This is a genomic window from Bowmanella denitrificans (assembly GCF_039522935.1).
Lineage (GTDB): Bacteria > Pseudomonadota > Gammaproteobacteria > Enterobacterales > Alteromonadaceae > Bowmanella > Bowmanella denitrificans.
The window spans coordinates 23,217-49,821 of the sequence record NZ_BAAAEI010000015.1; the positions used below are offsets into that span (position 1 = coordinate 23,217).

General features: G+C 51.5%; 17 protein-coding genes and 1 pseudogene. 2 read left to right on the plus strand and 16 right to left on the minus strand.

The window, feature by feature from the left end; translation table 11 throughout:
- Positions 1-190: 190 nt before the first annotated feature.
- From ABD028_RS13725 to ABD028_RS13750, 6 genes are all read right to left on the minus strand, one after another.
- Positions 191-1,861: an alpha-amylase family glycosyl hydrolase gene (locus tag ABD028_RS13725; protein WP_343845629.1), complete on the minus strand. Its 1,671-nt coding sequence runs from the start codon at positions 1,859-1,861 to the stop codon at positions 191-193.
- Positions 1,858-3,348 carry an MFS transporter gene (locus tag ABD028_RS13730; protein ID WP_343845907.1) on the minus strand — a complete coding sequence of 497 codons (1,491 nt, stop codon included), beginning with the start codon at positions 3,346-3,348 and terminating at the stop codon, positions 1,858-1,860. The genes ABD028_RS13725 and ABD028_RS13730 overlap by 4 nt, the downstream gene beginning before the upstream one ends.
- A 323-nt stretch (positions 3,349-3,671) precedes the next feature.
- Entirely contained in the window at positions 3,672-5,552 is a 1,881-nt protein-coding gene (locus ABD028_RS13735; protein WP_343845631.1) for an alpha-amylase family protein, read from the minus strand.
- A 70-nt stretch (positions 5,553-5,622) separates the two neighbouring features.
- Positions 5,623-8,004, minus strand: a complete 2,382-nt coding sequence (locus ABD028_RS13740; protein WP_343845633.1) for a glycoside hydrolase family 31 protein — start codon at positions 8,002-8,004, stop codon at positions 5,623-5,625.
- Positions 8,005-8,150: 146 nt separating this feature from the next.
- Positions 8,151-9,053: a transporter substrate-binding domain-containing protein gene (locus tag ABD028_RS13745; RefSeq protein ID WP_343845635.1), complete on the minus strand. Its 903-nt coding sequence runs from the start codon at positions 9,051-9,053 to the stop codon at positions 8,151-8,153.
- Positions 9,054-9,231: 178 nt separating this feature from the next.
- Positions 9,232-10,269: a S66 peptidase family protein gene (locus ABD028_RS13750; protein WP_343845637.1), complete on the minus strand. Its 1,038-nt coding sequence runs from the start codon at positions 10,267-10,269 to the stop codon at positions 9,232-9,234.
- A gap of 143 nt (positions 10,270-10,412) precedes the next feature.
- Between ABD028_RS13750 and ABD028_RS13755 the strand changes: the two genes are divergently transcribed.
- A complete protein-coding gene (locus tag ABD028_RS13755) occupies positions 10,413-11,804 on the plus strand; it encodes a M14 family metallopeptidase (protein WP_343845639.1) in 1,392 nt (463 codons plus the stop codon).
- Positions 11,805-11,810: 6 nt separating this feature from the next.
- Here ABD028_RS13755 and ABD028_RS23285 read toward each other — a convergent pair whose 3' ends face one another.
- The 8 genes and pseudogenes from ABD028_RS23285 to ABD028_RS13790 all read right to left on the minus strand — a co-directional run bounded on the left by ABD028_RS23285 (position 11,811) and on the right by ABD028_RS13790 (position 21,668).
- Positions 11,811-12,188: a CZB domain-containing protein gene (locus ABD028_RS23285; RefSeq protein ID WP_425542117.1), complete on the minus strand. Its 378-nt coding sequence runs from the start codon at positions 12,186-12,188 to the stop codon at positions 11,811-11,813.
- Between the two features lie 24 nt (positions 12,189-12,212).
- A pseudogene (locus ABD028_RS23290) lies at positions 12,213-12,896 on the minus strand (methyl-accepting chemotaxis protein); the annotation flags it as partial.
- A gap of 135 nt (positions 12,897-13,031) precedes the next feature.
- Complete coding sequence (locus ABD028_RS13765) at positions 13,032-13,736, minus strand: OmpW/AlkL family protein (protein WP_343845644.1); 705 nt, start codon at positions 13,734-13,736, stop codon at positions 13,032-13,034.
- 170 nt (positions 13,737-13,906) lie between these two features.
- Positions 13,907-15,418 carry a tryptophan halogenase family protein gene (locus tag ABD028_RS13770; RefSeq protein ID WP_343845646.1) on the minus strand — a complete coding sequence of 504 codons (1,512 nt, stop codon included), beginning with the start codon at positions 15,416-15,418 and terminating at the stop codon, positions 13,907-13,909.
- A 111-nt stretch (positions 15,419-15,529) separates the two neighbouring features.
- A complete protein-coding gene (locus tag ABD028_RS13775; protein ID WP_343845648.1) occupies positions 15,530-18,370 on the minus strand; it encodes a TonB-dependent receptor in 2,841 nt (946 codons plus the stop codon).
- Between the two features lie 373 nt (positions 18,371-18,743).
- Complete coding sequence (locus ABD028_RS13780) at positions 18,744-19,307, minus strand: TetR/AcrR family transcriptional regulator (RefSeq protein ID WP_343845650.1); 564 nt, start codon at positions 19,305-19,307, stop codon at positions 18,744-18,746.
- Between the two features lie 133 nt (positions 19,308-19,440).
- A complete protein-coding gene (locus tag ABD028_RS13785) occupies positions 19,441-20,457 on the minus strand; it encodes a M48 family metallopeptidase (protein WP_343845653.1) in 1,017 nt (338 codons plus the stop codon).
- Entirely contained in the window at positions 20,457-21,668 is a 1,212-nt protein-coding gene (locus ABD028_RS13790) for a YjgN family protein (protein ID WP_343845655.1), read from the minus strand. The genes ABD028_RS13785 and ABD028_RS13790 overlap by 1 nt, the downstream gene beginning before the upstream one ends.
- A 199-nt stretch (positions 21,669-21,867) precedes the next feature.
- Between ABD028_RS13790 and ABD028_RS13795 the strand changes: the two genes are divergently transcribed.
- Positions 21,868-23,496 carry an alpha-glucosidase family protein gene (locus ABD028_RS13795; protein WP_102797447.1) on the plus strand — a complete coding sequence of 543 codons (1,629 nt, stop codon included), beginning with the start codon at positions 21,868-21,870 and terminating at the stop codon, positions 23,494-23,496.
- Here the strand turns inward: ABD028_RS13795 and ABD028_RS13800 are convergent.
- Both ABD028_RS13800 and prsT read right to left on the minus strand, forming a co-directional pair.
- Positions 23,464-23,634 (minus strand): hypothetical protein, encoded by a 171-nt coding sequence (locus ABD028_RS13800; RefSeq protein WP_172449398.1) that lies wholly within the window; start codon positions 23,632-23,634, stop codon positions 23,464-23,466. The genes ABD028_RS13795 and ABD028_RS13800 overlap by 33 nt on opposite strands.
- 116 nt (positions 23,635-23,750) lie before the next feature.
- A complete protein-coding gene (prsT, locus tag ABD028_RS13805) occupies positions 23,751-26,501 on the minus strand; it encodes an XrtA/PEP-CTERM system TPR-repeat protein PrsT (protein WP_343845657.1) in 2,751 nt (916 codons plus the stop codon).
- Positions 26,502-26,605 lie beyond the last annotated feature (104 nt).

Consider the following 26,605-nt stretch of genomic DNA (forward strand, 5'->3'; position numbering starts at 1 on the left):
GCTAACAAATGAGCAATCGTCAATTACAGACCCTGAACTGGTACGTAAGTATAAGGTTAAATACCTTTGAGCCACTCAGGTATAAAAGCCAGAGCGCTGCAGCTCAGAAAACACGCGGCCTGGCGCAATTTTGCACAGGCCGTAAAAAATGCCTTTGGAATTCTGCTTTTCCGGATAATTTTTATAAAAATCAACGATGGGCGGTTAAAATACGCAGTTTCTCAAGCAAGTCTGCGCCCTCGATTTGCCCTTGCCGCAACCAAATTCTGACGCTGTGGGCCGGCACTTCGTCATCTAATACTCCATCGGCAGACAGATCGCGACTTTGTTGGCTGAACTGTTCCTGCCACAACCCGGATTGCAGATATCGGCTGACATGGAACTTGGCGGGTGTGTCACCTTTATTCAGCAGCACCAGCGCCGTCTGCGCCTGGCCCTGATACTGCAATACCCGGTAAAATGCGGCCTGATCGCCGCCAAAGTCCAGATTTACCTGCAATCCGCGCTGCAATGCAGGCAAGTTTTTACGTACGTTTGCCACTTGCTTGAGCTGCTGGTGAATAACATGTGTCTTGGCCAGTTCAATATTGTCCTGCCCGTAATAGTTGCGGTTGCCCTGATGCTCCACCGTGCCGCGCATATAGCCCATTTCTGAGCCCATATACACCACCGGAATGCCGCGGCTGGTAAACAGCCAGTTATGGGCATCAATAAATCCCGCATCGCTGGCGTTCATACGCGCCATATCATGGTTGTCATAGAATATGGTCAGCTCATAGGGATTCTGGTAAGGCCCATGGGTCAGATGCAGATAGTCAAGTAAATCTGCATAGTCACTGCCAGGGGTGGAGAAGGTTTTGCTCATGGCCTGCTGGCCAGGGAAATCCAATACGCTGATGCCGCCGTTTTTATCCAACTGGTGCTGCGCAATAAAATTGGCGTTGTAGTCATAGCTTTCGCCAAACATAAACAGTCCGGGATGCCTGGCGCGAATACGATCGCTGAATTGCTTCCAGAAATGATGCGGTACATGCTTGATGGTATCAATACGCAGCGCTGCTGCACCTTGCTCTAACCAGTAGTCATAAGCTTCAACAAAATAATCCACTACCGCTGGATTCTGATCATTCAGATTGGATAATTGCAGTATGTCCCGCTCGGTATGAAAGAACTGGTGTAATGGATTGTCCGGGTTCAGTTGCTCGGGCGGCAGATTCTGGTGATCGGCCAGCAACGTGCCGTCGCGGCCATAAATTTCGCCAAATTTTGGCTGATCAACCGGCATGTCGAATGAAGGCGAACCATGGTTGGTAACAATATCCAGAATGGTTTTAATACCAAAATTATCACGCAACTGTGCGGTTAATTCTGCATACCCCAGACCCGATGAGGGATAATGTTCGTCTACCTTAAAAAAGTTTACCCCCCAATAGCCGTGATAGCCTGTTTTACCGCCGTCTTTAAAAGCCCCACCAAAGGTAATAGGCTCACCTCCGGCAAAGGCCTCATCGGGGTTGTCGACGATAGGTGTCATCCAGATGGCGGTAAAACCCATGTCGCGGATAAAAGCGGCGTTGTTCAGTACGCCGCGAAAATCACCGCCCATATAGCCCACATTGGCGACCTGGCCATCCGGCCCAATTAGCGGCAGATTAAAGGTCGGATGCGCACCTCCCTGATCTTCATGATTGTTAGACGGGTCGCCATCAACAAAGCGGTCAGTCATCAGAAAGTACACTGACTCGGCGGCAAACGGATGGCGGGTACCGACAAATTCCTCAATGTCTGCTGATCTGGGTACTTGGTTGGCACAACCGGTGAAGACCAGTAATGCCAGCATTGTCATCGCGGTGGACTTCATACCGACGGCTCCTGCTGATAATCAGGCTCTTTAACACGCAGTACCAACAGCCCCGCTAACAACATGCTGCAGCCGCCCACCACCAGCGCATACACCGGCTGGTTGTCGAAAATACGGGTCACCAGGAAGCCGAGAATACTGGCGGCCAGAATCTGTGGCAGAACAATAAAGTAGTTAAATATGCCCATAAATACGCCCATTTTCCCGGCCGGCAGACTATTAGACAAAATGGCATAAGGCACAGCCAGAATAGATGCCCAGGCAAACCCTACCCCAATCATCGGCAGCACCAGCCAATCAGGATCGGTGATAAACAAAAAGGAGATAAAGCCAAGCCCACCAAGAAACAGGTTCACCATGTGCGCCATGCGCAGGTTGGTGAGTTTCACCAAAATGGGGAGCAGCATAGCGGCAAATATGGTGGTGCCATTGTAAGTGGCATTTAAGACGCCAACCCAGTCAGCCCCTTGATTATATAGCTGGCTGGTTGGGTCACTGGTGCCAAAATGGTGTGATGTCACTGCCGCGGTCATATAAGTCCACATGGCAAAGAGCGGAAACCAGGAAAAAAACTGCACAAAAGCCAGTTGTTTCATGGCGGTGGGCATGGCAAACAGATCGTTCATCACCACGGAAAAACCATTGCTGTGTCGCCCTGTACTTGCCAGCCAACCGGCAACTAGCAGACAAACACCAAACACGGCACAGCCTCCCGCCAGGATCAGCAGGTTTTTATCCAGCCGCTCGATGTTGCCCTGAATCAGCGCCCAAAGCACCAGCCCGATAACCAGCCAAATCCCGCCTTGCAAATAGCTGCGACTGGCGGTTCTGACCACCTGTGGCAATGCCTCATAACTCTGCCCTTCGGCCGCTTTGTCTGCGGCTTCAAATGCCTTCAGTTGTTCTGGGCTGTATTCCTTGGTGGTATATACCGTCCAAAGCACTGCCAGCAGAAAAATCAAACCGCCGGCATAGAAAGAAAAACGCACCGAATCGGGGATGACACCAGCCGCAGCGGTATTGCTGATACCCAACCAGTTATTCATAACCCAGGGTAATGCCGACGCCACCACCGCACCAACACCAATAAAGAAGCTTTGCATGGCATAACCCATACCACGCTGATGCTTGGGTAACATATCACCAACAAAGGCCCGGGTGGGCTCCATGGCAATGTTTATAGACGCATCCATAATCCACAGCATGCCCGCAGCCATCCACAACACCGGTGAATGAGGCATAACAAACAGCGCGAAACTGGCAAGCAGCGCCCCCAACACAAAGTAAGGGCGACGGCGGCCAAAGCGGGTCCAGGTGTTGTCACTCAGATAGCCAATAATGGGCTGCACAATTAAGCCGGTCACCGGTGCTGCCACCCACAAAATGGCCAGATTGTTATAATCGGCGCCCAGGGTTTCAAAGATACGGCTGACGTTGGAATTTTGCAGGGCAAAGCCAAACTGGATGCCTAAGAAGCCGAAACACATGTTCCAGATTTGCCAGAAACTCAGATTAGGTTTGGCGTTGGGAATGACGTGGGTTGGTGCGGGCCCGGCAACAGGTGCGGAAGTCAGAGAACTGGCATTTTGCATAGTGCGGCTTCTCGGTTAGTCCTGATAGATCCTCCATTAGCTTAGGTGAAGTCCAGCCGGAGTGTAATCAGGTTGTAAATATGAGTGAAAGTTTGATGTTACAAAATCAGCGGCTGGGCAAGAAGATAATAGTTAAATCTGCATACGTATTCATGCACTAACAATCTACAAACCAGTAAAACTGGCGCTCCTGTCAGCACAGAAGCGCCGATACGATGTTAACGAACCTGTAACACCAGCGACTGCAGTGGCGCCAGTTGCAACGACAAATGGCCAATACCCTTTTCTACCTTCAATTCCAATTCAGCTTGCTGGTATAGCAACTCTGCCAACGGATACTGACCATTGGCCACGCCCATGGCGGCTATCACCCCGGCCGGAATGGTGAATTGCACCTGCCGCCCTTGCTGGGCATCAAAGTTCGCGATAACTAACAGCGCTTGCTCTTTGCTAAAGCGCGCAAAGCTATATAGTTGGTTGTCATAGCCCGGGCTTTGGCTGTTGGCCTGATGCAAGTCAGCAAATTCACCGCGCAGGGCGGGTTGATGGGCTGCCAGGTTGAGCAATCGGGTATAAAAGTCACGCAGGGCTTTTTCCTGGGTAGAAAGCTGCCCGCCATCAAATTTACCGTCATTCATCCAACGCTGGTGGGCAGGAACGCCCCAATAATCAAAAATAGTGGTGCGACTGGCCTGACCAAAACCGGCATCGCCGGCGCCAGGTTCACCCACTTCCTGGCCGAAATACAGCAGATTAGCCCCGGCTGCGACCAGCGATGACACCACCATGGCTGGCATAGCCTTACGTGGATCACCGGCAAACTCTGGGCTGGCAATACGTTGCTCGTCATGGTTTTCCAGGAACATCAACAAATGGCTGTGAATATCCGCCATATTGTTGAATAACTGCGGCAGGTGCTCAGTGCCGCTTTTTCCTTCAATCACCGCACGCAGTGCATCATAGGTACCCACCTTGTCATACAGGTAGTCCATCTTGCCCAAACGAATATAGTTACGATACTGCTCGGGAATATAGATTTCAGATAACAACAATGCATCCGGGTTGGCGGCTTTGACAGAGCAGTTCAGGTAACTCCAGAATTCCACCGGTACCATCTGCGCCATATCATAACGAAAACCATCTACGCCCTTTTTTGTCCAGTACAGCGCAATATCCCGAAACTTCTGCCAGGAATCCGGCACGCTTTTATCGGCCCAAAAGGCCAGATGCTCATCACAGCTTTTATCGGCGAATTCCTGAGGTAACGAGGCAAAATCATGGCTGCCGTCCGGGCGAACACCAAAATTAATCTTTACTGTTTCGTACCAGTCATTGGCGTCCGGCCTGGCACTGCGGCTGCCATTGCCTGTCCATTTGGCCGGGTTCTCGGCAAACTGCCCGTCAGCCAGAGGATGCGGTTCGCCACCTAAGGGCTTGACCCCATGCGGCACCGCAAAAGGCTGGCCGGGAATATAGTAGAAGTTGTTGTCTCTGGCATATTCCAGATGGGTGTCGTCATCGGCACCAAAATCCCTTACCCCTGCTGGTTTAGACAGAGATTGATACTGTCTTGCCACATGATTGGGCACAATATCCATCATCACTTTAAGACCAGCATCATGGGTACGGCTAATCAGCGCTTCGAATTCCGCCAAGCGCTTAGCCGGATCTGTGGCCAGATCCGGATTGACGTTGTAATAGTCCTTCACGGCATACGGCGAACCGGCCCGGCCTTTAACCACATCCGGATCGTCAGCACTGATGCCATACTGACTGTAGTCCCCCACCAGTGCATGGTGTGGCACACCGGTATACCACACGTAGTTAGCCCCCAGAGCCTTGATTTCAGTCAGCGCTGCTTCGTTGATATCAGCAAACTTACCCACCCCGTTTTGCGCCAGCGTACCCCAGGGCTGATTGGTAGTATTTTTGTTGCCGAACAGTCTGGTCATCATCTGATAAATGACCGGCCGCTCGGGCGCTGATACTTCAGTGTTTGGTGTCGCTTTATGCATGGCAGCCTGCTCTGGAGCTGAATTGTCGCCACAGCCAGTCAACACCAGGGCCAGGCTCAACAGAGAAAGTTTAGTCTTTATCATTTATGGGTATCCAATGTTTTGTTACTGGCTGCTGTGTCTGTTTGACCGACATAGATGTCAAAGCCTGGCACTATTCCACCTCCAGGGTGATGTCATGCATCCCCCAGGTAAAAGGGATCCGCAGTATCTGCTGGTCCTTTGCATAATCAAAGCCAACCTTCTCACCATTTAGCCTGATTTGTCTGGGTTTGGACGGCCAGTGATGTACCACCAGTTTTATCTCCCGGCTGTCTGGCATACCAGTGTACTGGTAAGCTTCGCGAGTCAGATTGATGCTCAGACGGTGCTCCTGCTGCGCAGCGGAAAAATGCAGCAGTTCGTATTGCTTTTTGCCAACCGCATCAAAGCTTTGCCCATCGTCCTCATACATCTGGCCCTGGGCCTTCTGTACCGATTTATCAGCGTAATAATGTAAAGTGAGTTTGTTACTGCGGTAATCACGGGTCGTAGCAACCGGCTCCACCATAGGGACAAAAGCGCCGCCTCTGACCAGGATCGGCAAGGTTTCCAAATGGGTTGGCTGATGGATTTGCTGCCCGCCCGAATAGCGCTGGCCGGTAAAATAATCAAACCACACGCCAGCAGGCAGGGTCACTTGTACCGACGTCACCCCAGGTGCCACTACAGGGGTGACCAGGAAAGCATCCCCCCACAGATAACTGTCTTTATTATCCATCAGGGCCAGATTCTGCTCGTCCTCAAAAAACAACGGCCGCATCATCGGCATGCCGGTCTGGCTGTTTTGGTAGCTCAGGCTGTAGTTATAAGGCAGCAGTGCGTAGCGCAGCTTAATAAAGTCCCTGACAATGGCCTTGGTCTTGTCGTCGTGAAAGATGGGCTCAGGGGCAATCTCCTCCTGCGCATGCGGGCGGTAGACGGGTTGAAAAACACCGTATTGCAACCAGCGGGTATAAAGTTCAGCATCAAATTGTTCACCACCGGCAAAGCCGCCTAAGTCTGAATGGGTGTACGCCATACCCAGCATGCTCATGCTTAGGGCCAGTTCCACCTGTGGCTTCAATCCGTCCCAACTACGGCTTACATCACCGGTCCAGGGGATCATGCCGTAGCGCTGTGAACCGGCAAAACCACTGCGCATCATAATAAAAGGGCGCTCATTGGGGCGGGCCTGACGATGGCGTGCAAACAGCATCTTTGCCCACTGATGGCCATAGGCATTGTGGATTTCATCGGCGCTGACTTTCCCCACACCGGGTAACTGATGGAGGGTATCTGCAGGATGCACTTCCGGTTCACCCAAATCTCCCCACCAGCCGCCGACACCCTGCTCCAGCAGACGCTGATAGGTTTGCCAGAACCAGTCCTGGGCTTTTGGGTCGAACACATCGACCAGGCCGGTATTGCCAAAGTAGAAATCGAAACGTTTCGGCTGACCGGCCAGATTTTGCGCCAAAGCCCCGGCATCCGCCGCTTCTGACCATTTATCCGAAGTGGTCAAAATAAAAGGCTCGGTGATTAAGATGGTTTTTACCCCATCCGCGCTGAAATCCTGCAGCATTTTTTCAGGGCTGGGCCAGGCGTCTGCATCCCAATCAAGATTACCCATAGTGCCCTTGATATCCTTACCAAACCAATACAAGTCCAGGATCACCGCATCCAGCGGGATATCCTGTTGCCGGAAGGCATTGACCACTTCACGGGTTTGCGCTTCACTGCGATAACCAAAACGCGAGGCATAATTGCCCAGCGCCCAGCGCGGCGGCATCGGCTGCGTACCGGTCAGCGAAACATACCGTTGAATAAGCTGCGGATAGCTGTCTGCCGCGCCGATAAGGTAAGCCGTGCGACCGGAAACGGCTTCAAACTGCAGAATATCCGCTTCATTGTGGCCCAGATCCAGATAGCCACTGGCCGCATTGTCAAACACCAGAAAATACTTATTGCTGGACACCAAGGCAGGCAGGCTGAAATACATCTGACTGGATTCGGTGCCATAGCCATAATGGGCGCGATTATACAGCGGCAGGCGTTGACCACGCCTGTCCATACCCAGTACCCGTTGACCGCCGCCCAACAGTTTTTCTCCGTCTTGCAGCTTAAAGCGAAAACCGCGCAAGCTTTGATGATTAAATAAACCGCTGTCCTCGGCAATCAGAGGGTTATTTTGATGGAAATAGCTGAGTCTAAACGGCCTCTTTTGAATATGTACCGACAATTCACCATGACGAAACACTAAGCCGGTGTCTTGGCTGGTCAGTTGACCGCTGTGCTTTATGGCCGTATCGGCAATCGCAAAAGAAGGAAACTGTTGAACACCGCTGGGTTGATAAAAGACTTCAAAGGTATCCCTGGCGTAAGGGGTGATACTGACCAGGCCCTCATCCGTCGTCAATTGCAGGCTACCGTCAATCATCTGGTGGCTCAACAACTCGGCAGCTTTGACCTGAATCACAAACAGCGATACGAATACTAGCAATACAAATTTTTTCATCTTGTTATCACAGCTAATGTTGAAGCACAGACAAGCGCTTAGGCGGACCACGGCATAAAACTGCCAGGTTCAGAATGTCTTCATAGTATCGGCAAGGCTGCACAGCTGCAGCAAAGTGCATACGTATTCATGCTGTGGTTGACAAATTACATGGCACCCTGCGGACGGCCAGGGCTCAGCTGACTGAATGTGTCCGCCTGCTGGAGGTACGCACGACGGTTGTCTGACAACATATGCGCAGCCATGCGTTCAGCCCCCGCGAGGATAAGCGCATTGTTTGTCACAATATGATTGATATTAGCAATAATCTGCTGCCCCCAGGCCCCTGTGGTACAGGCGAAATGGGCGCTAAAATGTGCCGGACTCTCTTCGAAAGGCAAGAACGAAAGCAAGTCTTCACTATCATATTTCGCCGAATAATATCTGGCTTCAATGGCATTACCAAGAATGATATCCAGGCGCCCCTTTAGCAGCATACCCATCATGGGCTGGTAGCTTTGTGTATTCATAAAAGGCACCAGTGTGGGCCTGGGTCTGCCCCGGCCATCCACCAGCAATGCATCGATATCTGGTCCCAGCGAGCGGCCGCCGATATGCCCCAACAGCATATTCTGTGAATTCAGCAAAGATCTCAGGCTAAGCCGCCCGTCTGGCAGTAAAAATGGCTCTAGCTTGTGCTTTTCTGATTGTTTGAAGATTGCGCCATAGGCAGGCAAAGGTAGAAATGGCTCTGAGAACATCAGATAGGCCTGGCGCTCCGGCGTTTTTGTCAGACCAAATAAGCACAGCGGCTTGCCCTGCTGCATTTCCAATAACAGTCGGTTGAAATTCGAATGGTCAAACTGATGCCGATATTCGGACAGTTGGTCCAGCACCAGTTGCTGCACTTCAGCGAAGATCCCCTTTGGCGGTTGATTATCCTCCACCTGCCAAAAGGGTGGAAAATGGGCAGCACCCCAGTGAATCACCGGCAGGTCGTCGGCCAGAACATTTACCGGCCAGGTTAGTAACATACCCAGACATGCCCTGAAAAATAAATGCTGTCGCATCAGTACCTCAGACAGTCAGCCAGTTACCAGACGCTCATTCCCTTTTTGGCACATCCATTCCAATACTTATGCCGCATTGGGCCGCGAACAGCAAACCAGCGTCACTAAGACGTGCTTAAGTATTGGTACAGTAATGAGCTAAAGTAAAGGCTACACAACTGACACTAGCCATAAATAATCAAACCACAACAGGGGCAAGATGGCGCAGCGTACAGGCATCGGCATCCAGCTCAACTTCAGCTCCCACCGCCAGGATATGATTGTCTTTAATATGCCCGAACTGCGCGCCCACATAACTGGGAATGTTGAGCGGCCTGAGGTAATTCTGCATCACTTCCATCAGGGTAAAACCACCGTAGCCTTTTTGCGGCTCACATTCGGTGCAGTGGCCAAAGACCACACCGGCTAATTGGTCCAGAATACCTGCCAGTTGCAAGGTGGAAAAGTAGCGGTCAATTCGATAAATGGCCTCACCCACATCTTCCAGCATCAATATTTTACCGCGCATATCCGGCAGGTAAGGCGTGCCCACCAGACTACTTAAGACCGTTAGATTGCCCCCGACCAGCAGCCCTTTGGCCTTGCCAGAACGCACCGTTCTGGCTCTGTTGCTGCGCATAGTCAGGGCATCATCGTCAGCAGGCAGGTTTTGCATTTGCGTGGCATTGGCGTCAAACAACATGGTGCGTACCTGCTCGGCCTGAAATTGCCCCCAGTACGACATCCCCACTGGCCCGTGAAATGACACCAACCCGGTATAGTGATACAAGCTATTCAGCAACGACGTGATATCACTGTATCCCAGCAACACTTTGGGATTGGCCGCAATGTTGGCAAAGTCCAGATAGGGCAACAGGCGGTTACACCCCCAACCACCACGAATAGCCACAATGCCTTGCACCGAAGGATCGGCAAAGGCCTGGTTTATATCCTCTGCCCGGGCTTTATCCTGTCCAGCCAGGTATCCATAGCGGTCCAGAATATGCTGCCCCGTATCAACTGCCAGGCCCATGGCCTGGAAAGATTCTTTGGCTATTGCCACTTCATCGGGATCAAAAATCGCACTGGCCGGTGCCACCAGACGAATCTTGTCGCCCTGCCGGAGCCGTTTCGGCAGTTTGGCTGATACACTGGCGTTTGCCAGTACGGTAGTAGGTACAAGTTGGCTGGCCATAAGACCCGCGGTGGACGCTTTAATAAAGCCTCTACGGTCCATATAAACTCCTCAATATATTGCTTTTGGGCTGCCTGGTGGAAAATTTGGGATCAACAACGCCGTGAGTTTTGACTTGTTACTGACCAATGATTAACCTGATATAAATAAATTATTACCATAAAATCACATTAAAGTAATAAATAATGAAACCACTGTTATTTATCATGAGCCTGATTATGTCAATGTCATTGTTTGCTGCCCCGATTAACTGGCCATCCTTTCAGGTACCCGGACTGGACAAGCCCCAACTGCGTTATGCGGATATTCAAGCATACCTGGCGCAGGCCAAGGCCGACCCGCAATTCAGGGTAGACAAAATAGGCCAGTCATTCGAAGGCCGCGATATCTTTCGTATCGGATTTGGTCAGGGTCCGGTCAGGGTGATGCTGTGGTCACAAATGCATGGCGACGAACCCACCGCCACCGCGGCGGTATTTGATTTAATTGCACGCATCCAGCAAGACCAAGCCTGGCGGGCGCAATGGCAGAACAAGCTAAGCCTGTATATTATCCCGATGTTAAACCCGGATGGTGCCGAACGGGCCACCAGAGAAAATGCCCAGGGCATAGACATTAATCGTGACGCCGCTGCCCTGCAGACCCCGGAAGGCAGGATTCTGCTGGAGCAGGCCAAGGCTATTAAGCCGGCTTTTGGTTTTAACCTGCACGATCAGAACCGTTTCTATGCCGCTGGCGACAGCCTTAATCCGGCTACTATTTCATTATTGGCTCCGGCCTTTGATCAGGCCAAAACCATTAGCCCGGCCCGTAAAAAGGCCATGCAGCTTATCGGCGTGTTAAAACAGGTGGCCGATGAGATGATCCCTGGCCACTTAGGCCGCTACGACGATACCTTTGCCCCCCGTGCCTTTGGCGATAATCTGGCGGGTATGGGTATCAGCACCATTTTGATTGAGTCCGGTGCCCACCGAAATGATGCCAACCGCCAGGTGGCCAGAACCCTTAACCTGGCCATGCTCAGTGCCGCTATCGACAGTATTGCCTCGGCTGGTTTTGAAAACCAAAGCCTGTCCGCCTATCAGGCCATCCCGATGAACAGGCGGGAAGCATTTCGCGATGTCATTATTAAGAATGTGCAGGTCGAGGCAAACAGCCAGTCATACCAGCTCGATATTGCCCTGGATCTGGATCTACCGGATGCAGATGCCGTGCGTATTAAAGAAGTGGGCGACCTGTCTACTTATACGGCATTCTTTACATTTGATGCCGAAGGCTGGCACTACAAACCTGCCAGGGAGTATCGACTGGACGCCCCCCTGGTTTTAGATAAGGCGGGTTATTTAGCCCTGTTAAAACAGGGTATTGGAATATTTGACCGCAATGGTCATCCAATTGAAAACCGCAGCACACTGCCGCTGGCGATAAAAACCACCTTGTCATCGCAACCCAAACCACATAAAAACGGGCCGGCGATATTTTTTCTCGAACACCAAGACGGCCGGCAGATGGCTGTTATTCAGGGATTATTGATTGATCTCGAACAGGGCAAGGTGCTGAACCGATACAGCACCTGAGCAAACCTATTTACCGATCTGCTGCCCCATTCTGGCCAGGATTTTAATTGTGTCGTCACTGGCCGTTTCCATACTTTTCAGGGCACTGATGGACGCTTGCATATCGCCCGCCACCAGTTTTTCCAGGGCCTGCAATCCCCCCTTATGCACTGCTGCATGGGGTTTTTCCAGGCTGGCATAGCTGTCCAGGTGGCGGAAGTTCGCCGCCCCATCGCCCTGATAGTACCATTTACCCAATCGACATTGATGGTGATCGGAAACCTCGCCATTGGCGGATTGATTATTCAACCAGCGCCGGTAAATAACCTGTTTCCACACCATATGATCCAGCTTCACGGTTTCGATAAAACTGGCCATGGCTTCGTCGGTAATAGTGGCATGCATTGAGCGGGAATGATCAATCAGACTTTCCAGCGACTTCGCGGTTTCTGTGGCGGTATCCAGCATCTCCGAACATTGATTCAGCGTGCTGGAAATATTGTTATCGGCTTCCAGGGTGCTTTTATCGATATCAGCCACCTGCTTGGCAATTTCCGCACTGGCTTCCCCCGCCCGCTGGGCCAGCGTCCTGACTTCGTCGGCAACCACGGCAAAACCGCGGCCCTGTTCCCCGGCACGGGCCGCTTCAATAGCCGCATTCAATGCCAGCAGGTTAGTCTGTTCAGAAATATTATTAATGATGCTGACAAACTTGGTGATTTCCTGAGCTACTCCACGCAGCCGGGAAATACCGGAATGAGTCAGCTTAACTTCCTGGTCAACTTTGTTAAGACCGCTCAATAAGGTTGCCATATTGGCCGAAGATTGGTCATAGATAGCAGAAGAACTAATAATATTATCTCGTTCTTCAAGCATATGATTGGCCAGTTCGGCCACCCTTTCGCGAATCTCTGACAAGGGATTCATGCCATTGACGGCCATACGCATCACACCCAAGTCGTGCTTTTCCCGTGCTTTTTCATCCAGTTGATGCTGCAAAGCGTCGCTCTGACTTCGGGCCTGTAGCAGTTGTGCCTGCAGTTCCTGATTTTGTTGTTTGAGGCGTTCCACTTCGGATTGTGAATCGGTCAGTCTGCTGGCTTTAACAAACATGGGTTATTGTTCTCGTTTTTCCTGGATAGCATTGAGAATAATGGCTTTATAGGATTCTCGCTATGAATTTAACATGGCCATAACAACAAAAAAGGCGGTGATTACACCGCCAGCTCCGCCAGGGAGGTTGGGAACTTAAAAACTGTAGCGGGCACCCAGCATAAAGATCATTGGGTCGATATTCACTGTTACCGGTTGGACGCTGGTGCCATTAACCCGCACTTCGGCATCGGTATCAATATCGGCCCAGGCCACCATGGCATGCACACCCCAGTTCTGATTCAGTTTGTAGTTAAAACCGGCCTGTACCGCCACACCAAATGAATCATCCAGGTGCAGACTCACATCATCTCCCGCGGTAGCGGCCCCGGTGGATACCAGTACGTTCTTCAGCGCCGGGCTAACCTTTTCAGAAAAAAACAGCGTGTAGTTCAGGCCCAGTCCCACAAAGGGGCGAAATGCCTGTTGCTTGTCCATAAAGTGGTATTGCATCAACAAGGTGGGCGGCAGATGCTTGGTTTCACCTACGGCCAGACCATCAACTGCGCCGACTGAGCTGTCCAGGCTGATATCATGGGAAAACGGTGTGGCCGCAATCAGCTCCAGTGTCCAGTTGTCGTTCAGGTCGTAATCAAATGTCAGGCCAAGCTGGGTATTGCTGTCTACATCCAATTTACTTGAGTTCTGTGGCAATCCCGCCACGCTTTCCACCACATTCAGATAGGTGCTGTCGGCATTAGGATTGACATTGATGGCGCCAACATTGACGTGAAAATTGGCCAGCGCGGCCGGGGCAAACATAGCAGCCATCAGGGCGGATGTGGTAAACAGAGACTTCATATTTCTCTCCAGAGTGTTGTGTGTCTGGTGAGGATTGTGCTGCTACATGGCCTGCAATAATCTGATTGAGATCAAGTTTTTCAGCTCGCCAGCAGGGCCAAAAGCGCCTAAGCGCCTTTGTTATGATCCAAATCAAATGAAATGCACAGCCGCCTGGCTGGCAGATAGATTTACCCCGCCCTGAGCTGGGCCAATGCTTGCATATGCGGTGGGAAGTTCATGGCACAACCCTGAATAAAGCGCTGAATGCCATCAATCTTATATTGGTTAGCCAGCTCACTGCCCGGCTTCAGTTGTTCCTGACTGGGGTAAATACCTTTGCCCGCCAGTAAGCAGTTCCAGGAGACATTAGGAAAATAGGCATCCAGCTTCTGTTTTTCCAGCTCATCGGTAATGTTATTGCCCGCCATCCAGGACATCAGAATGGAACGCAGTGACATGGAGATCTTCTCGTTGCTGCCACAGGCACGCCAGTATTCGCTATCGGTGCGGGAGCTAATGCGATAATGGCAAACAATATAGTCGCGTACCGCGTCAAATCGATTACTGATGCGCTGATTAAAGGCCTCGCGATGCTGGTCGCTGCCATTACCCTGGTTATAGGCCTCGATAAAACGCACCACAGTTTCCTGCACCATATCCAGAGCAGTGGCTTCCAGTGGTTCAATAAAGCCTTGCGACAAGCCCACCGCCAGACAGTTCTTGACCCAGTGGCGCGCCCCCCGTCCCACCTTAAATTGCAGACGACGTGCTTCCGTGTCTTTATCCAGCAAGCCTAAGTGCGAGCGAAACTCGGTCTCTGCCTGATCATGATCCACAAAAGCCGAACTATACACGTAACCATTGCCTACTCGATTGGTCAGCGGTATACGCCAGGCCCAGCCATATTTAAGGGCGGTTGACACGGTATGCGGGGCAATATCCTGATCCGCTTCGGTAGCAAACACCACGGCCGAGTCATTGAACAGGCTGTCGGCACAGCTTAAAAATGGCTCTTTTAAGGCCTGCTGGATCAACTGCCCCTTAAAGCCGGTTGAATCAACATAGAAGTCGCCTTTGATCTTGTCGCCACTGTCGGTGACCAGACAATCGATATTACCGGCACTGTCCAGCAACACCTCAGTCACTGTCGCATATTGGTGTTTCACTCCCTTGCCAGCCGCAAAACGTGCCAGGTACTGGCCCAGCAAGCCGGAGTCGAAGTGGTAGCCATAGTTAATTTCAAAGGGAAAATTCGGCGGTGCCAGAGGCGCCAGCTTTTGCCGGATCAGTTCAGTGGTCAGAAAGAAATGATCCGGATGGCCTTCCAGATCAACGCCTTTACGACGCAGAAAACTATTATGAAAAAACGCCGGCGCGGTAAACTGGTCAGGCTGACACAAAAACGGGTGCACATACTGACTAAAGCCGGGTTTTACCGACCAGTCCTTAAAGGTTATACCCACTTTGTAGGTGGCATTACAGGCTGGCATCCACTCGCTTTCCTTGGCACCGATCGTCTGCATAAAGCCTTTAAGCGGTGGAGTGGAACCTTCGCCCACACCGATAATGCCAATATCCGGTGACTCCACCAGGGTGATCTCCACTCCTTTGTCTGCCCAATGGGTCGCCATCAGATTAGCGGCAATCCAGCCTGCGGTACCACCGCCAAGGATAACGATTCTGTTAATGCTTTGCGTCATGGGATTTACCTTCTACTTCTGTACCTGCTCAGCATAGCGGCTACCAGATAAAAAATCGCCCACCAGAAGCGGGCGACTGGCATCTGCCCGGTTACCCGGGCTACATTCAACTTAGTATTTGTAATTGAAACCTAAGTAATACTGGCGACCAAACTCGGTAAACTCCCCCAGTACGCCAGGCTGATCGTAGGCAATCACATTAGGCTCATCGGTCAGGTTGCTCACCGACATGACCACTTCCAGACCATTACCGAAGGCATAAGAGGCCTGGGCATCCATGGTCAGGTAATCCTGTGCTTCAACCGGTGTTGAACTGCCTGGGATCGGCATATTCAGGATAAACTCGTCACGATAACGTACGTTTATATGAGTGCTGAAGCTGCCGATATCCCAGAATGCCGTGGTGCTCCAAACGTTTTTAGACAAACCAGGCAGAGGCAGATTCTGACCAAACAGGTTACCACCGCTGATTTCAGTCTCACTTTCGGTATAGGAGTAGCTGGCGGTAATACCCAGACCGGCAAAAATACCCGGTAAATCAGTAAAGGTAGTCGTGCCAGCCAGTTCGAAACCGCGGATGTAGCCGCCTTTGTCGTTATTGACGAAAGTTTCAAAGGCACCCGCTACCTGACCGGCAGGAATTTCAATGCCCAGATTGTCAAAGAAGGCCTGACCGGTCTGCGACGGATCAAAGAACTGCTTCTCTACCAGGCTTTCAATGTCTTTCCAGAACACCGCAGCAGAGACTGCACCACCATCTTCGAAGTAATGCTCATATGACAAGTCCAACTGCGTAGCACGGAATGGATCCAGATAAGGGGAACCTTTGGTCCACACGTTGTACTGGGTTTCACCGTTAGCATTCTGGTCGTTCCAGGAACCAGCGCCACCTTTCAACTGGCCAACGGGCGGCCGTCCCATCACTTTGGCTGCGGCAAAACGCACGACATCGTTGTCGGTCAGTTGGAAGTTCAGGTTTAAAGACGGCAGAGTGTCTGAATACTCAGGGCCATAGCTGACGTAATCGTAGTTGTCCTGAGTCACCCCCACATCATCGGTAATGGATGAACCATTGCCTGCGCCCACGTTTTGTACACCGCTGGATTTCACATCGGTTTTCACATAGCGCACACCGATGTTACCGGTTACCGCCACATCACCCCATTGAGTATCCAGATTGGCCATCAGGTAGTAAGCATCAACTTTCTCGGTCAACAAACCTGATTCCACAAAGGTCCAGTCACGGCTGAACACCTTTTTACCGGCATAGTTGCCGGCCCCGAAGATACTGCTGGCCAGGCCGTCAAAATCCGTTACAACAAAGTGGTCTGGAGCGCCAGTAACCGACTCAACAGACACAAAACCGTCCAGATCCTGTGGCATACAGTCAATATCGGACAGATTGTCTGCACAGTAGCCATTAAACTGACCATCACGGGCACCATACAGGAAGGTACCGCGGTCAGAATTAAATTCACGCTCAGAGATACGCGCGCCCACCTCGAACGAGGTAATAGGTCCCAGCTCTACATACTTTTTATAGTCCACCTTGTAGCTGGTGACTTCATCGGTATACAAATGCGGGTATTCCTCGTAACGGGACATACGCATAGTATCCAGGTCGGTGAAATTCACCCCCGAGAAACTGGCGGTTGGTATTTCCTCGCCATTGCTCTGATAAGTAAACGACTGACCAGCCGCTTCTTCCCAAGCCACTAAATCGTTACCAGCATAAGTCAGGTCATAAGCGTGCATGGTCACCAAGCGGTCTTTACGGGTTTTGGTGCCTTCACTGCGTGCTATATCAACAGTAAGCTGTTGGGTATCGTCTATTTTCCATTCCAGGTTCAGGCCATAGCTGTCGGTATCGGCCACCGTTGACTGATCTTCACTACGCGCTTCAAACCATGGGCTGGAATCAAAGGTGGTTTTAGGATCGGTCAGACTGACGGTAGCCCCGGTTACAACGCCGTTAGCGGCCGTAACGTTAGACAAGTCAAAGGTATTGGCATTACCCAGTCCACCCACGGTAATGCCATGGCGCACATCTTTACGGTCAAACTTGGATTTGAAATAGTCTAATTGGGCTTTAAAGCTTTCATTCGGCTGATAAACCAGGCTGGCCAGATAGCCATTACGCTTGTCGCTACCTGTCCCGGCTTGCCACTGGAAGGCAGCAGCGCGGTTATTGCCCTGCGCATCGGTGGGGCCATAACCAATCTGGCTATCTGCACCCGCGCGAGCTTTGGTAAAGCTATTGGGCTGGTCCAGATGCGAGAAGCCCAGGGCCAGGCCCAATTTCTCATCCATAAACTTGCCGGTATACGACAAGGTAAAACGCTCACCAAACTCATCGGCGCCGACGTCGCTGGCACCGTCGTTGTATGATGCACGGAAGCTGGCATTAAAGTTATGCTCTTTTTCAGCACGCAGCGGGTTAACGGTTTTCAGTTCCACCAGGCCAGCCACACCACCTTCAATATGCGAGGCTTTAGGCGATTTATACACGGCCGCTTCGGTAATTAACTCGGCTGGATATTGATCAAAGGCCATCCAGCGCGTGCTTTCGGTATAACCAGAGGTAGACGCCTGCTCACGGCCATTTAAGGTAGTCTGAATAAAGTCGCCGTTCATACCGCGAATATTCAACTGTGATGACTGACCGTTGTCCCGCACTGTGGTCACACCAGGAATACGACCAAGGGCATCTGCTATGGAAGGATCCGGCAGCACGCCGAGATCACCACCACCGACGAAATCGCCGACCACGTCAGAATTGCGCTTGGCATCCAGAGCACTTAGGATACTGACGCGTACGCCGGATACTGCAATGACTTCAACGTCTTCACTGCTTGGTTGCTGTTGTTGAGCTTCCTGCGCATAGGAGGCTGCACTCATAGTGAATGCAGTGGCCACCGCCGCGGAAAGTAAACTGGGTTTAAATGTTTTCATGCCTGGTGTCCTGAGTTGCTTGAGTGTGTTTTCAACCTGCCCAATCGAAGGGCGTACTTTTACAAACCACTGCAAAAGTGTGTCAAAAATGTTGCAAAGGATAGTATCGCTGGCCATCAAACAGGCACAACTGCCTGCATACGTATTCATAAGTCACAAAAAAACATTTCATTAACAACAAACTCTGAAGACCAGCAAAAATGCGGCCTAAGAACTTATTGACGGCATTATTAAACATAGAGCAGCAAACAGAATGTTCACAATTAACAGAATGTAAAAATCCTGAAACAAGAGGTGAAAACTTTCATCTTTAATGGCTTGTTAATTAATGTATCCCAGCGTATCGCGCCATCCAGTGACCAAAAATTCATCACTAACGCCAAAGGCCCAGCTTGTTGCCGAGCTTAAGTTGCCCATGCAGAAAATGGCGGCTGCGCCGCTGCCCGGCGGATTCATCCCACAGCCAGTTAACAAAAGTACTGACAAAGATCTTGCTGAGAAACAGCTCCTGAGCGGTGCGCCTGAGATCTTTGGCCTGCAGACCTGCCACATCCCGAATCCACTGGACCGTGCGACTGATCCTGAGCAACCCGGCAAGTTGCAGATGAAGATGACCAGGCTCAAGTTTGTAGTACAACATTTGCCGGGTAAGGCGGCGATGTGGGGCAAGAGCAGACAACCAGGCCCAGATTGTTTGCTCCAGCCTGATACTGGCATCAGTATTGGCCCAATCTGCTGCCTTACCGCTTTGCAACATGGCCAGGTCGGCACGTTCAAACCAAGCCTCTGCCAGCGCATCTTTGTCGCGAAAGTAACGATAAACTTCAGCGACCGAATGCGTCATTGTCGCCGCCACCTGAGCCAGATTCAGGCGTGACCACCCCAACTGTTCTGCCAGTTGCAGGGCGTTATCTAAAATAGCGTCTCGCTGTGACATAAAGATCACCTATCTCAAGAGCATGTTGTGCTTTTTGAGTATAGAAGTTATGTCGGTCTTACTCAGGGCCGGATAGCAGCCTGAACAACGGCATGCTCAGACTGCCTCTTTATCAGGAAGACTTTTGCACAGTTTAGTCTTGTGCGTCTTGGCGGGCGTTTTGAATGCGGTCTTTAAGCATGGGGTGACTGGACAACCAACGCTCCATACTGGATGAAGGTGCCAGACTGGCCAGCTTCTCCATTGCCTGGGCAAAACTGTCACGTCCTTTGCCCAGTTTATCCAATTGCGTCAGGGCATAGCCATCGGCCTGCCATTCCAATTCCTGGGAAAACTGGTTTTGCACCAAAGTGGTAGATGCACCGGCAAACAGGTCAGCCATGCCGGATAGATCGCCGAACATATAGCTGATCACCACAGAAGAGACCAGGGTCTGCGCGATCAGACGCATGGAATGACGATGCTCCACATGACCTATTTCATGTAGCAGTACCGCCTGTAATACCTCTTTGTCGTTTTCCAGCAGAGTTACCAGTTGGTCGGTAATCACGATGGTGCCATCAGGCAAGGCAAAGGCATTAGGACCAAGGGTTTCGGCGTGACGAAACTGAATATGATAGCTGGCGGGTGAAAGCCCCAGCTGGGTCACGGTATTCTGCCAGTAATCCAGGTAGTCCTTTTGCGTGGCAGCATCCAGCTCACTGGGGTCCAGCAGCGATTGGTCCAGAGCCAGCAAGGTATGTTCTGAGGCAATCTGTACATAACTTTGCGGCACATACTGGGCAAAGCCAATGGCCAGCGCCGGAATGGCATATTTAAATAACGCAAACAAACACAGTGGCGCCAGGATCAGGCTGGCCAGTATTCCCCAGCGATTCGTCTCCATGGCCGCAAGACGGGCCGACAGGCCATCACCGTCGAGCCATTGATTCAGCGCTTTATCAGCCGCTACCTGCAGCAGCCCGCCATCCGGTAGCCGGATTTCCCTGGGCATACGGCCAAGGGCCGCAGGGCTGGATAAACCAGATTTTTCATAACTGTGCCAAACCCCATCCGCCTGCAGACACAGCTCCCCGGCATCGAACCGAACCTGCACCTCGCAGCTTTGACTGCTGCCAGGTGCATATAGCTTGCCTTGATACAACTGCATCAGGTCAGGCCTATATCCATATCAAAAATATCCGATACTTCCTCAGCAATCGCGTTGGGGTCGGCACTGTGTACGGCCACCACCTGATCCGCTTCGGCCAGTACCTGCAGTTCGGTGGCAGTCGCAAACAGGTTAGCCACTCTGACCTTCACCCAGGGGTAAGCTAATCCCAGACTGAATACCAGCATAAATAAGTTGGCCAGTCTTAATTTAGCCAGGGCCCAGAAGCTGAGGTCGGAATGAAAGGCGGCCACTTTGTCGATGCGACTGTTATTAAACAGATGATTGCGGATCTGCGCCTGGTAGTAACTGCTTGCCAGGGTAATCATCAGGATATACACCAGCATGGCGGCAATAGTGATGATGGTGGCTGCAGCGCTGCCGTCCTGCATATCGCCGCCGCCCGCCGCCAGGCCAACCAACAGGCCGACAGGAAACATAATGACCACGCTCAGTAGTGCCGCGATAATCGCCGCGCCGATGGCCGCCACATAATATTCCCCGGTACGCAGATTAGTCTGTACCTGGCGGTCACCAAAGCGCATATTGCCGTATAGAAACTCATCGATTTTTTTCAGCAGAATCGGCATGGTCAGATACAAGGTTAACAAACTTAAAATCGGGTACAGCAGAAACAACAAATAGGCGCGGCCAATACTGCCCTTAAAGCCAAACCGCACATTACGATACGCCGTCATACGCAAATTAAAGCGCAAACTCAGGCAAATCAGCACCGGCATCAAACCCACCAATACCAGCATAATAATGGCGGCCACAAAGGGGCTGAGATAACTGGCCAGAAAGTAACCACCAAACAGCAGCACGCCAATAATACGACCTTTCAGAATTTGCAGCGGTTCAGCCAGGTAGCTGAATCTGTGGCCATCCGCTTCCAGATTGCCATAGAAATATCTGTTGGTACGCACTTTGGCCCAGGCAGAATAAATGCCCAGAGTGACTATGCTCAGCAGCAGATTAACAATCCAGATGCCGAAAAACTCCCGTCCTTCGCCGTGAAACACCAGCCGGCCTTTGCGCAGCGGGTCTGCCTCATTGCGTCGGGCCAGCTCGGCGTCATGCTGCTCGGCAATGCGTTTTTCCAGCCATTGCTCCAGCTCGGCGGCGCGTTCAGGATGCGCCTCGCCGTCCAGCGTTTTGCGCGCTTCGTTTAACTCTTTAAGGCTATAGGTAGAATAATCGATAGGTTGCATTTCACTCCCCTGAAGTACTATGTAATTCCCTGATGAACGCCTTTATGTCAGGCGTACCCGACAAGAATATGTCATTGCCAGTCGCGAGAAAAGTGACGGGTAACAAAATATGTCTCAGCTGAATACGTATGCAGGGTTTTTACAGTTAACCTTGGCCTGGCGTATCCTTCGCCAACATTCGCTTAACACCAGATGCACTATGACTGAACAGCCATGGTGGCGGGGCGCCGTCATCTATCAGATATATCCTCGCAGTTTTCTTGACACCAACCAGGACGGTATAGGCGATTTGCCGGGTATCATCCAAAAACTGGACTATGTGGCCAGCCTGGGGGTAGACGCGATCTGGATTTCACCGTTTTTTAAATCCCCGATGAAAGATTTTGGCTACGATATCAGTGATTATCGGGATATCGACCCAATGTTCGGCAACATGGCCGACTTCGATGCCCTGGTAGCCAAAGCCAATCAGTTGGGTATCAAACTGATGATTGATCAGGTTCTGAGTCATACCTCAGACCAACATGCCTGGTTTGAAGAAAGCCGTCAGAGCCGCGACAACCCCAAGGCCGACTGGTATGTGTGGGCCGATGCCAAACCCGATGGTTCAGCGCCCAACAACTGGTTGTCTATATTTGGCGGTAGTGCCTGGCAATGGGAGCCCAGACGCTGTCAGTACTACCTGCATAACTTTCTGGTCAGCCAGCCGGATTTGAACTTCCACAACCCGCAGGTTCGTCAGGCGGTGTTGGACAACGTTGAATTCTGGCTGCAAAAAGGCGTGCATGGCCTGCGGCTGGATGCCATTAATTTCTGCTATCACGATGCTCAGCTTCGCGACAATCCGGCTAAACCCGTGCATGAGCGCAAAGGCCGGGGCTTTCGTGAAGACAACCCCTATGCCTTCCAGTACCACTATTTCAACAATACCCAGCCGGAAAATCTGGGCTTTATTGAAGCACTGCGCGCCCTGCTGGACAGATACCCTGGTACTGTGTCATTAGGTGAGCTGTCGTCGGAAGATTCCCTGGCCAGCATGGCGGAATACACCGAAGGCAATAAACGCCTGCATATGGGCTACAGCTTTGAATTGCTGTGTGACGAATTCTCTGCTGCCTATATCAGGCACACAGTGGAAACACTTGAACACAAAATGTTGGACGGCTGGCCTTGCTGGGCTATCAGCAATCATGATGTCGTCAGAGCAGTCAGTCGTTGGGGCAACGGTGAGGCAAACCCAGCACTGGCCAAACTGCTGCTGGCGATGCTTAGTGCCCTGCGCGGCAGCTTGTGCCTGTATCAGGGTGAAGAATTGGGCTTACCGGAAGCCGAGCTGACCTTTGAGGATCTACAAGACCCCTACGGTATCACCTTCTGGCCTAACTTTAAGGGGCGCGACGGCTGTCGTACTCCACATCCCTGGCGCAACCAGCCTCAGGGTGGCTTCAGTTCGGCCAAACCTTGGCTACCGGTGCCAGAAGCACATTTACCTTTGTCGGTTGAGGAACAGGAAAAACAGCCTGACTCGGTACTAAATACTTACCGGCAGATCATGGCCTGGCGTAAGCAACAGCCCGCACTGCTCTATGGGGATATTCGCTTTATCGACACCGAAGAGCCGGTACTGGCATTTGTTCGCCAGTGGCAGGGCGAAGCCATACTGGCTTGCTTTAATCTGTCGGAACAAAGCACCAGTCTGACGGTTCAGTTAGGAACCATGCAACCGCTGCGGGGACAGGCTGTAGCTAGTGGTGAAATTGACGGCAATGTGATTCAACTGCCGCCCCACGGCTGCTTATTTGCTGCGCTCGACCAGATTAGCGGATGATAATTCTTCCAGCAGGCTCTGCAGAGCCTGCTTCATCTGACGCACATCTTCCAGGCTGTTGCCTGATGACGCCAGACAGGTATTAAAATCCCTGAGTTTTTCTTTCAACTGCACAATAGATTGCGATGTGACTGCCATGGGTCCATGTCCGGGCTATTTTTTGCGCATCTAGCTTAACAAAATAAACAGGGGCTGAAAGCCCCTGTTTAAGATTTAATAGCCGATTCGTTGTGCCCGGCGTTTAACACAGCAGATCAAAGCTTGCCGCTCAATTGCTCGGCCCGCGCCTGAGCACCGTCGTCCTTGTACTGACGCTGCTGTAATTTGCGCCCGGCCAGCTCTTTCTTGCCCCGTTTGATCAGCAAGTCCACATAGTTCAGATAAACCTCATCGGTCACAGCCTCGCTATTTGATGCTCTGGACAAGTATTCTTCCGCCTTGCCCAAATCTTTTCTGGCAATCAGAATTTGCGCCGCCGTATCCAGCACTGACGGTTCCTGAGGCTGCAGTTCCAAAGCACGGTTGGCATACTTCAGAGCATCGTCCAGTTTATTCTGTTCGTATAACAAATAAGCCAGGTTGTTCAGCACCAAAAAGTTAGCCTCATGGAGTTCAAGGGACTGCTGATACAGTTCTATCGCCTTGCTGTTATCCCTGCCAATTTCCCGTTCGGCCAATAACATAATGGCCGGCAGATCCTTGGGATGAGCCTGCACGTGGCGGCTCAGCAAATCATGGCTCAGATCTTTTTGCCCCAGTTTTTCCAGGCAAAACATCGCCAGGGTCAGATTGCGCTGATTAGGCTTGTTGTCGTAGGCCGCCTGAATACTGGCTTGAGCCGCCTGGCAATTGCCTTCACCGGCCAGCAAACGCCCCTGCATGCCCAAACCTGCCGGAGAATCTTTCACCGCCTGCGGTAGGGTATCAAAACGCCTACGTGCCTCTGCGAATTCCGCATTCATTAGCAGGAAATGGGTATAAATGGACAAAAAGCGCGGATCGTCCGGGTACTTGTCCAACACGGATTTCGCCAGTTCCTTGCCTTGTTTGAAGTTACTGCGCACATCTAACAGGAACAGCTTGCCTAACAACGCCTGGACATTGCCGGATTGCACCTTCAACCAATTGTCATAGTGCGCTTCCGCATCGGCAACGCGGTCTTTTTGCAGATAGGCCTTACCCAGCATATCCCAGTAGCTGGCCGGCAGTGGCTGACCATCTGCTGGCTGCTTAACCTCGGCGAGCAAACTGATGGTTTTATCTTGTTGGCCAAGCAGCATATGGGCATTAGCCAACAACAAGCGCAAAGACAGGTTGTTCTTCTGTTTGTCAAAAGCCTTCTGAATCAGGGCCAGACCTTCCTGCCCTTGTTCACGCAATCTGGTCAGGTCAAAATAACGTGACAGCGCGGCAATGTTATCGGGGTAATCATTCAGGTAGGCGCGCAGTTCAGCTTCGCCCTCTTGCAACTGATTTTCAACCAGTTTAATGTCAATTAAAGCCAGTCGTACCTTGGCATTGTCTGGTGCCAGCTCTTTTGCTTTAAGCAATTGCTCCAGCGCCTTGTCTTTTTCGCCTTTACGCTGATACGCCGTAGCAGCCAGCAGGTAAGGTTGCTCAGATTTCGGCTCTTGTGCTTTCCATTCATCAGCCAATGCCAACGCCTTGTCCAGTTGCTTGGTGGCCAGATAGGCCGTTGCCAGTGTGGTCCTGGTAATGGCCTGGTCCGGTGCCTGCTCCAGCGCCTGTTCAAGATTCAATATACCTTTAACATCGTTGACCGACAGTTGCAAAATCCCCAAGCGGGTCAGATCCATCGGACTTTGGCTGACTTGCTCGGATTTGTCGATCATGGCCTGGGCACCATGCAAATCCCCTTCCCGCAACAAACCAAAACCCGCTGCAGAAAACAGCGATGCATCGTCAGCAGAGCTTTGGTCCAGGCGATTCAGGGTTTCTTCTGCCTGCTCGTTTAACCCTAGTTTTAGCTGTGCAGCGGCCAATAACCGCAATGCCGGGTGGTTGGCTGGTAAATCACTGGCCACCAGTGACAAGTGGGTGCGGGCCGATTCATAGTCTCCGCTTTGATACGCTGCAAAACCTGCGGTCAGGCGCATGGCCGGATCGGTGGTTTCTTTGAGTAAGGCCTTTTCTGTAAATTCCTGGGCCGCTTCAAAATCTCCGGCATCCGCGCGACTTAAGCCTTTGAGCTGGTTCAGCAACGGATTGTCTTTGTTGAGTTTCAGCAATCTGTCTACCAGAGGCTCAGCTTCGGCGGCCCGGCCATGATCGGTTAGCAAGCGCGCCAGCATAAAGGTGATTTCATGATCGTCCGGGTTGGCCTGCTGATAGGTTTGGTAGGTGGCAATGGCAGCGTCTACATCGCCTTGCTGAAGTTGCATACGGGCCAGCAATTTCAGCGCATCCGGTTGCTCTGGTTGATTGGCCAGAATTTCTTCCAGTTGAATGCGGGCGGCTTCTACATTTTCGTCCAGCAAATACCCATACACCAATGCCAATGACTTAAAGGCAGAACTGGTCTGGTAGTTACGAATATCTTCAATCAGGCTTTTGGCTTTTTCTTTCTGATCGAGGCGGACCAGGGATTCAAGACGATAAAAGCCCACCTCAGCGGCTTGTGCTTCAGTCAAACCTGCGTACTTGTTAGCTAACTTGCTCAGCGCCACATCAGCACCGGTTTTCTGATACGAACGCGATAACAGCGGCACAACCTGGGCTGGATCGTAACCGTATTCCATCGCCCGGTTCAGTTCTTTTTCTGCGTCCTGATACATTCTTTGTTCAAGATAGAGTTTACCCAGTTCGAATCGTACCCGCGCATCCTGCGGCGCCACCTGTACGGCATTTTTAAATTCGATCACGGCAGCCTGGGTATCGCCTTTGGCCAACGCATCTCTGGCCGCCGCCAGATAGCTGTCCGAATCTTTGGGGGTACAGGCCAGCAGGCTGCCAAGCACCAATGAGGCGATGAGTGTTCTACGCACTTGAATTCCTTACATCTGCGAATTGATATGGTAAAAAGCCTAGGCTATTGCGGTTGCACCTTTATTGCAACGACATTACACCCCCCCACAACAGCTTAATTGCT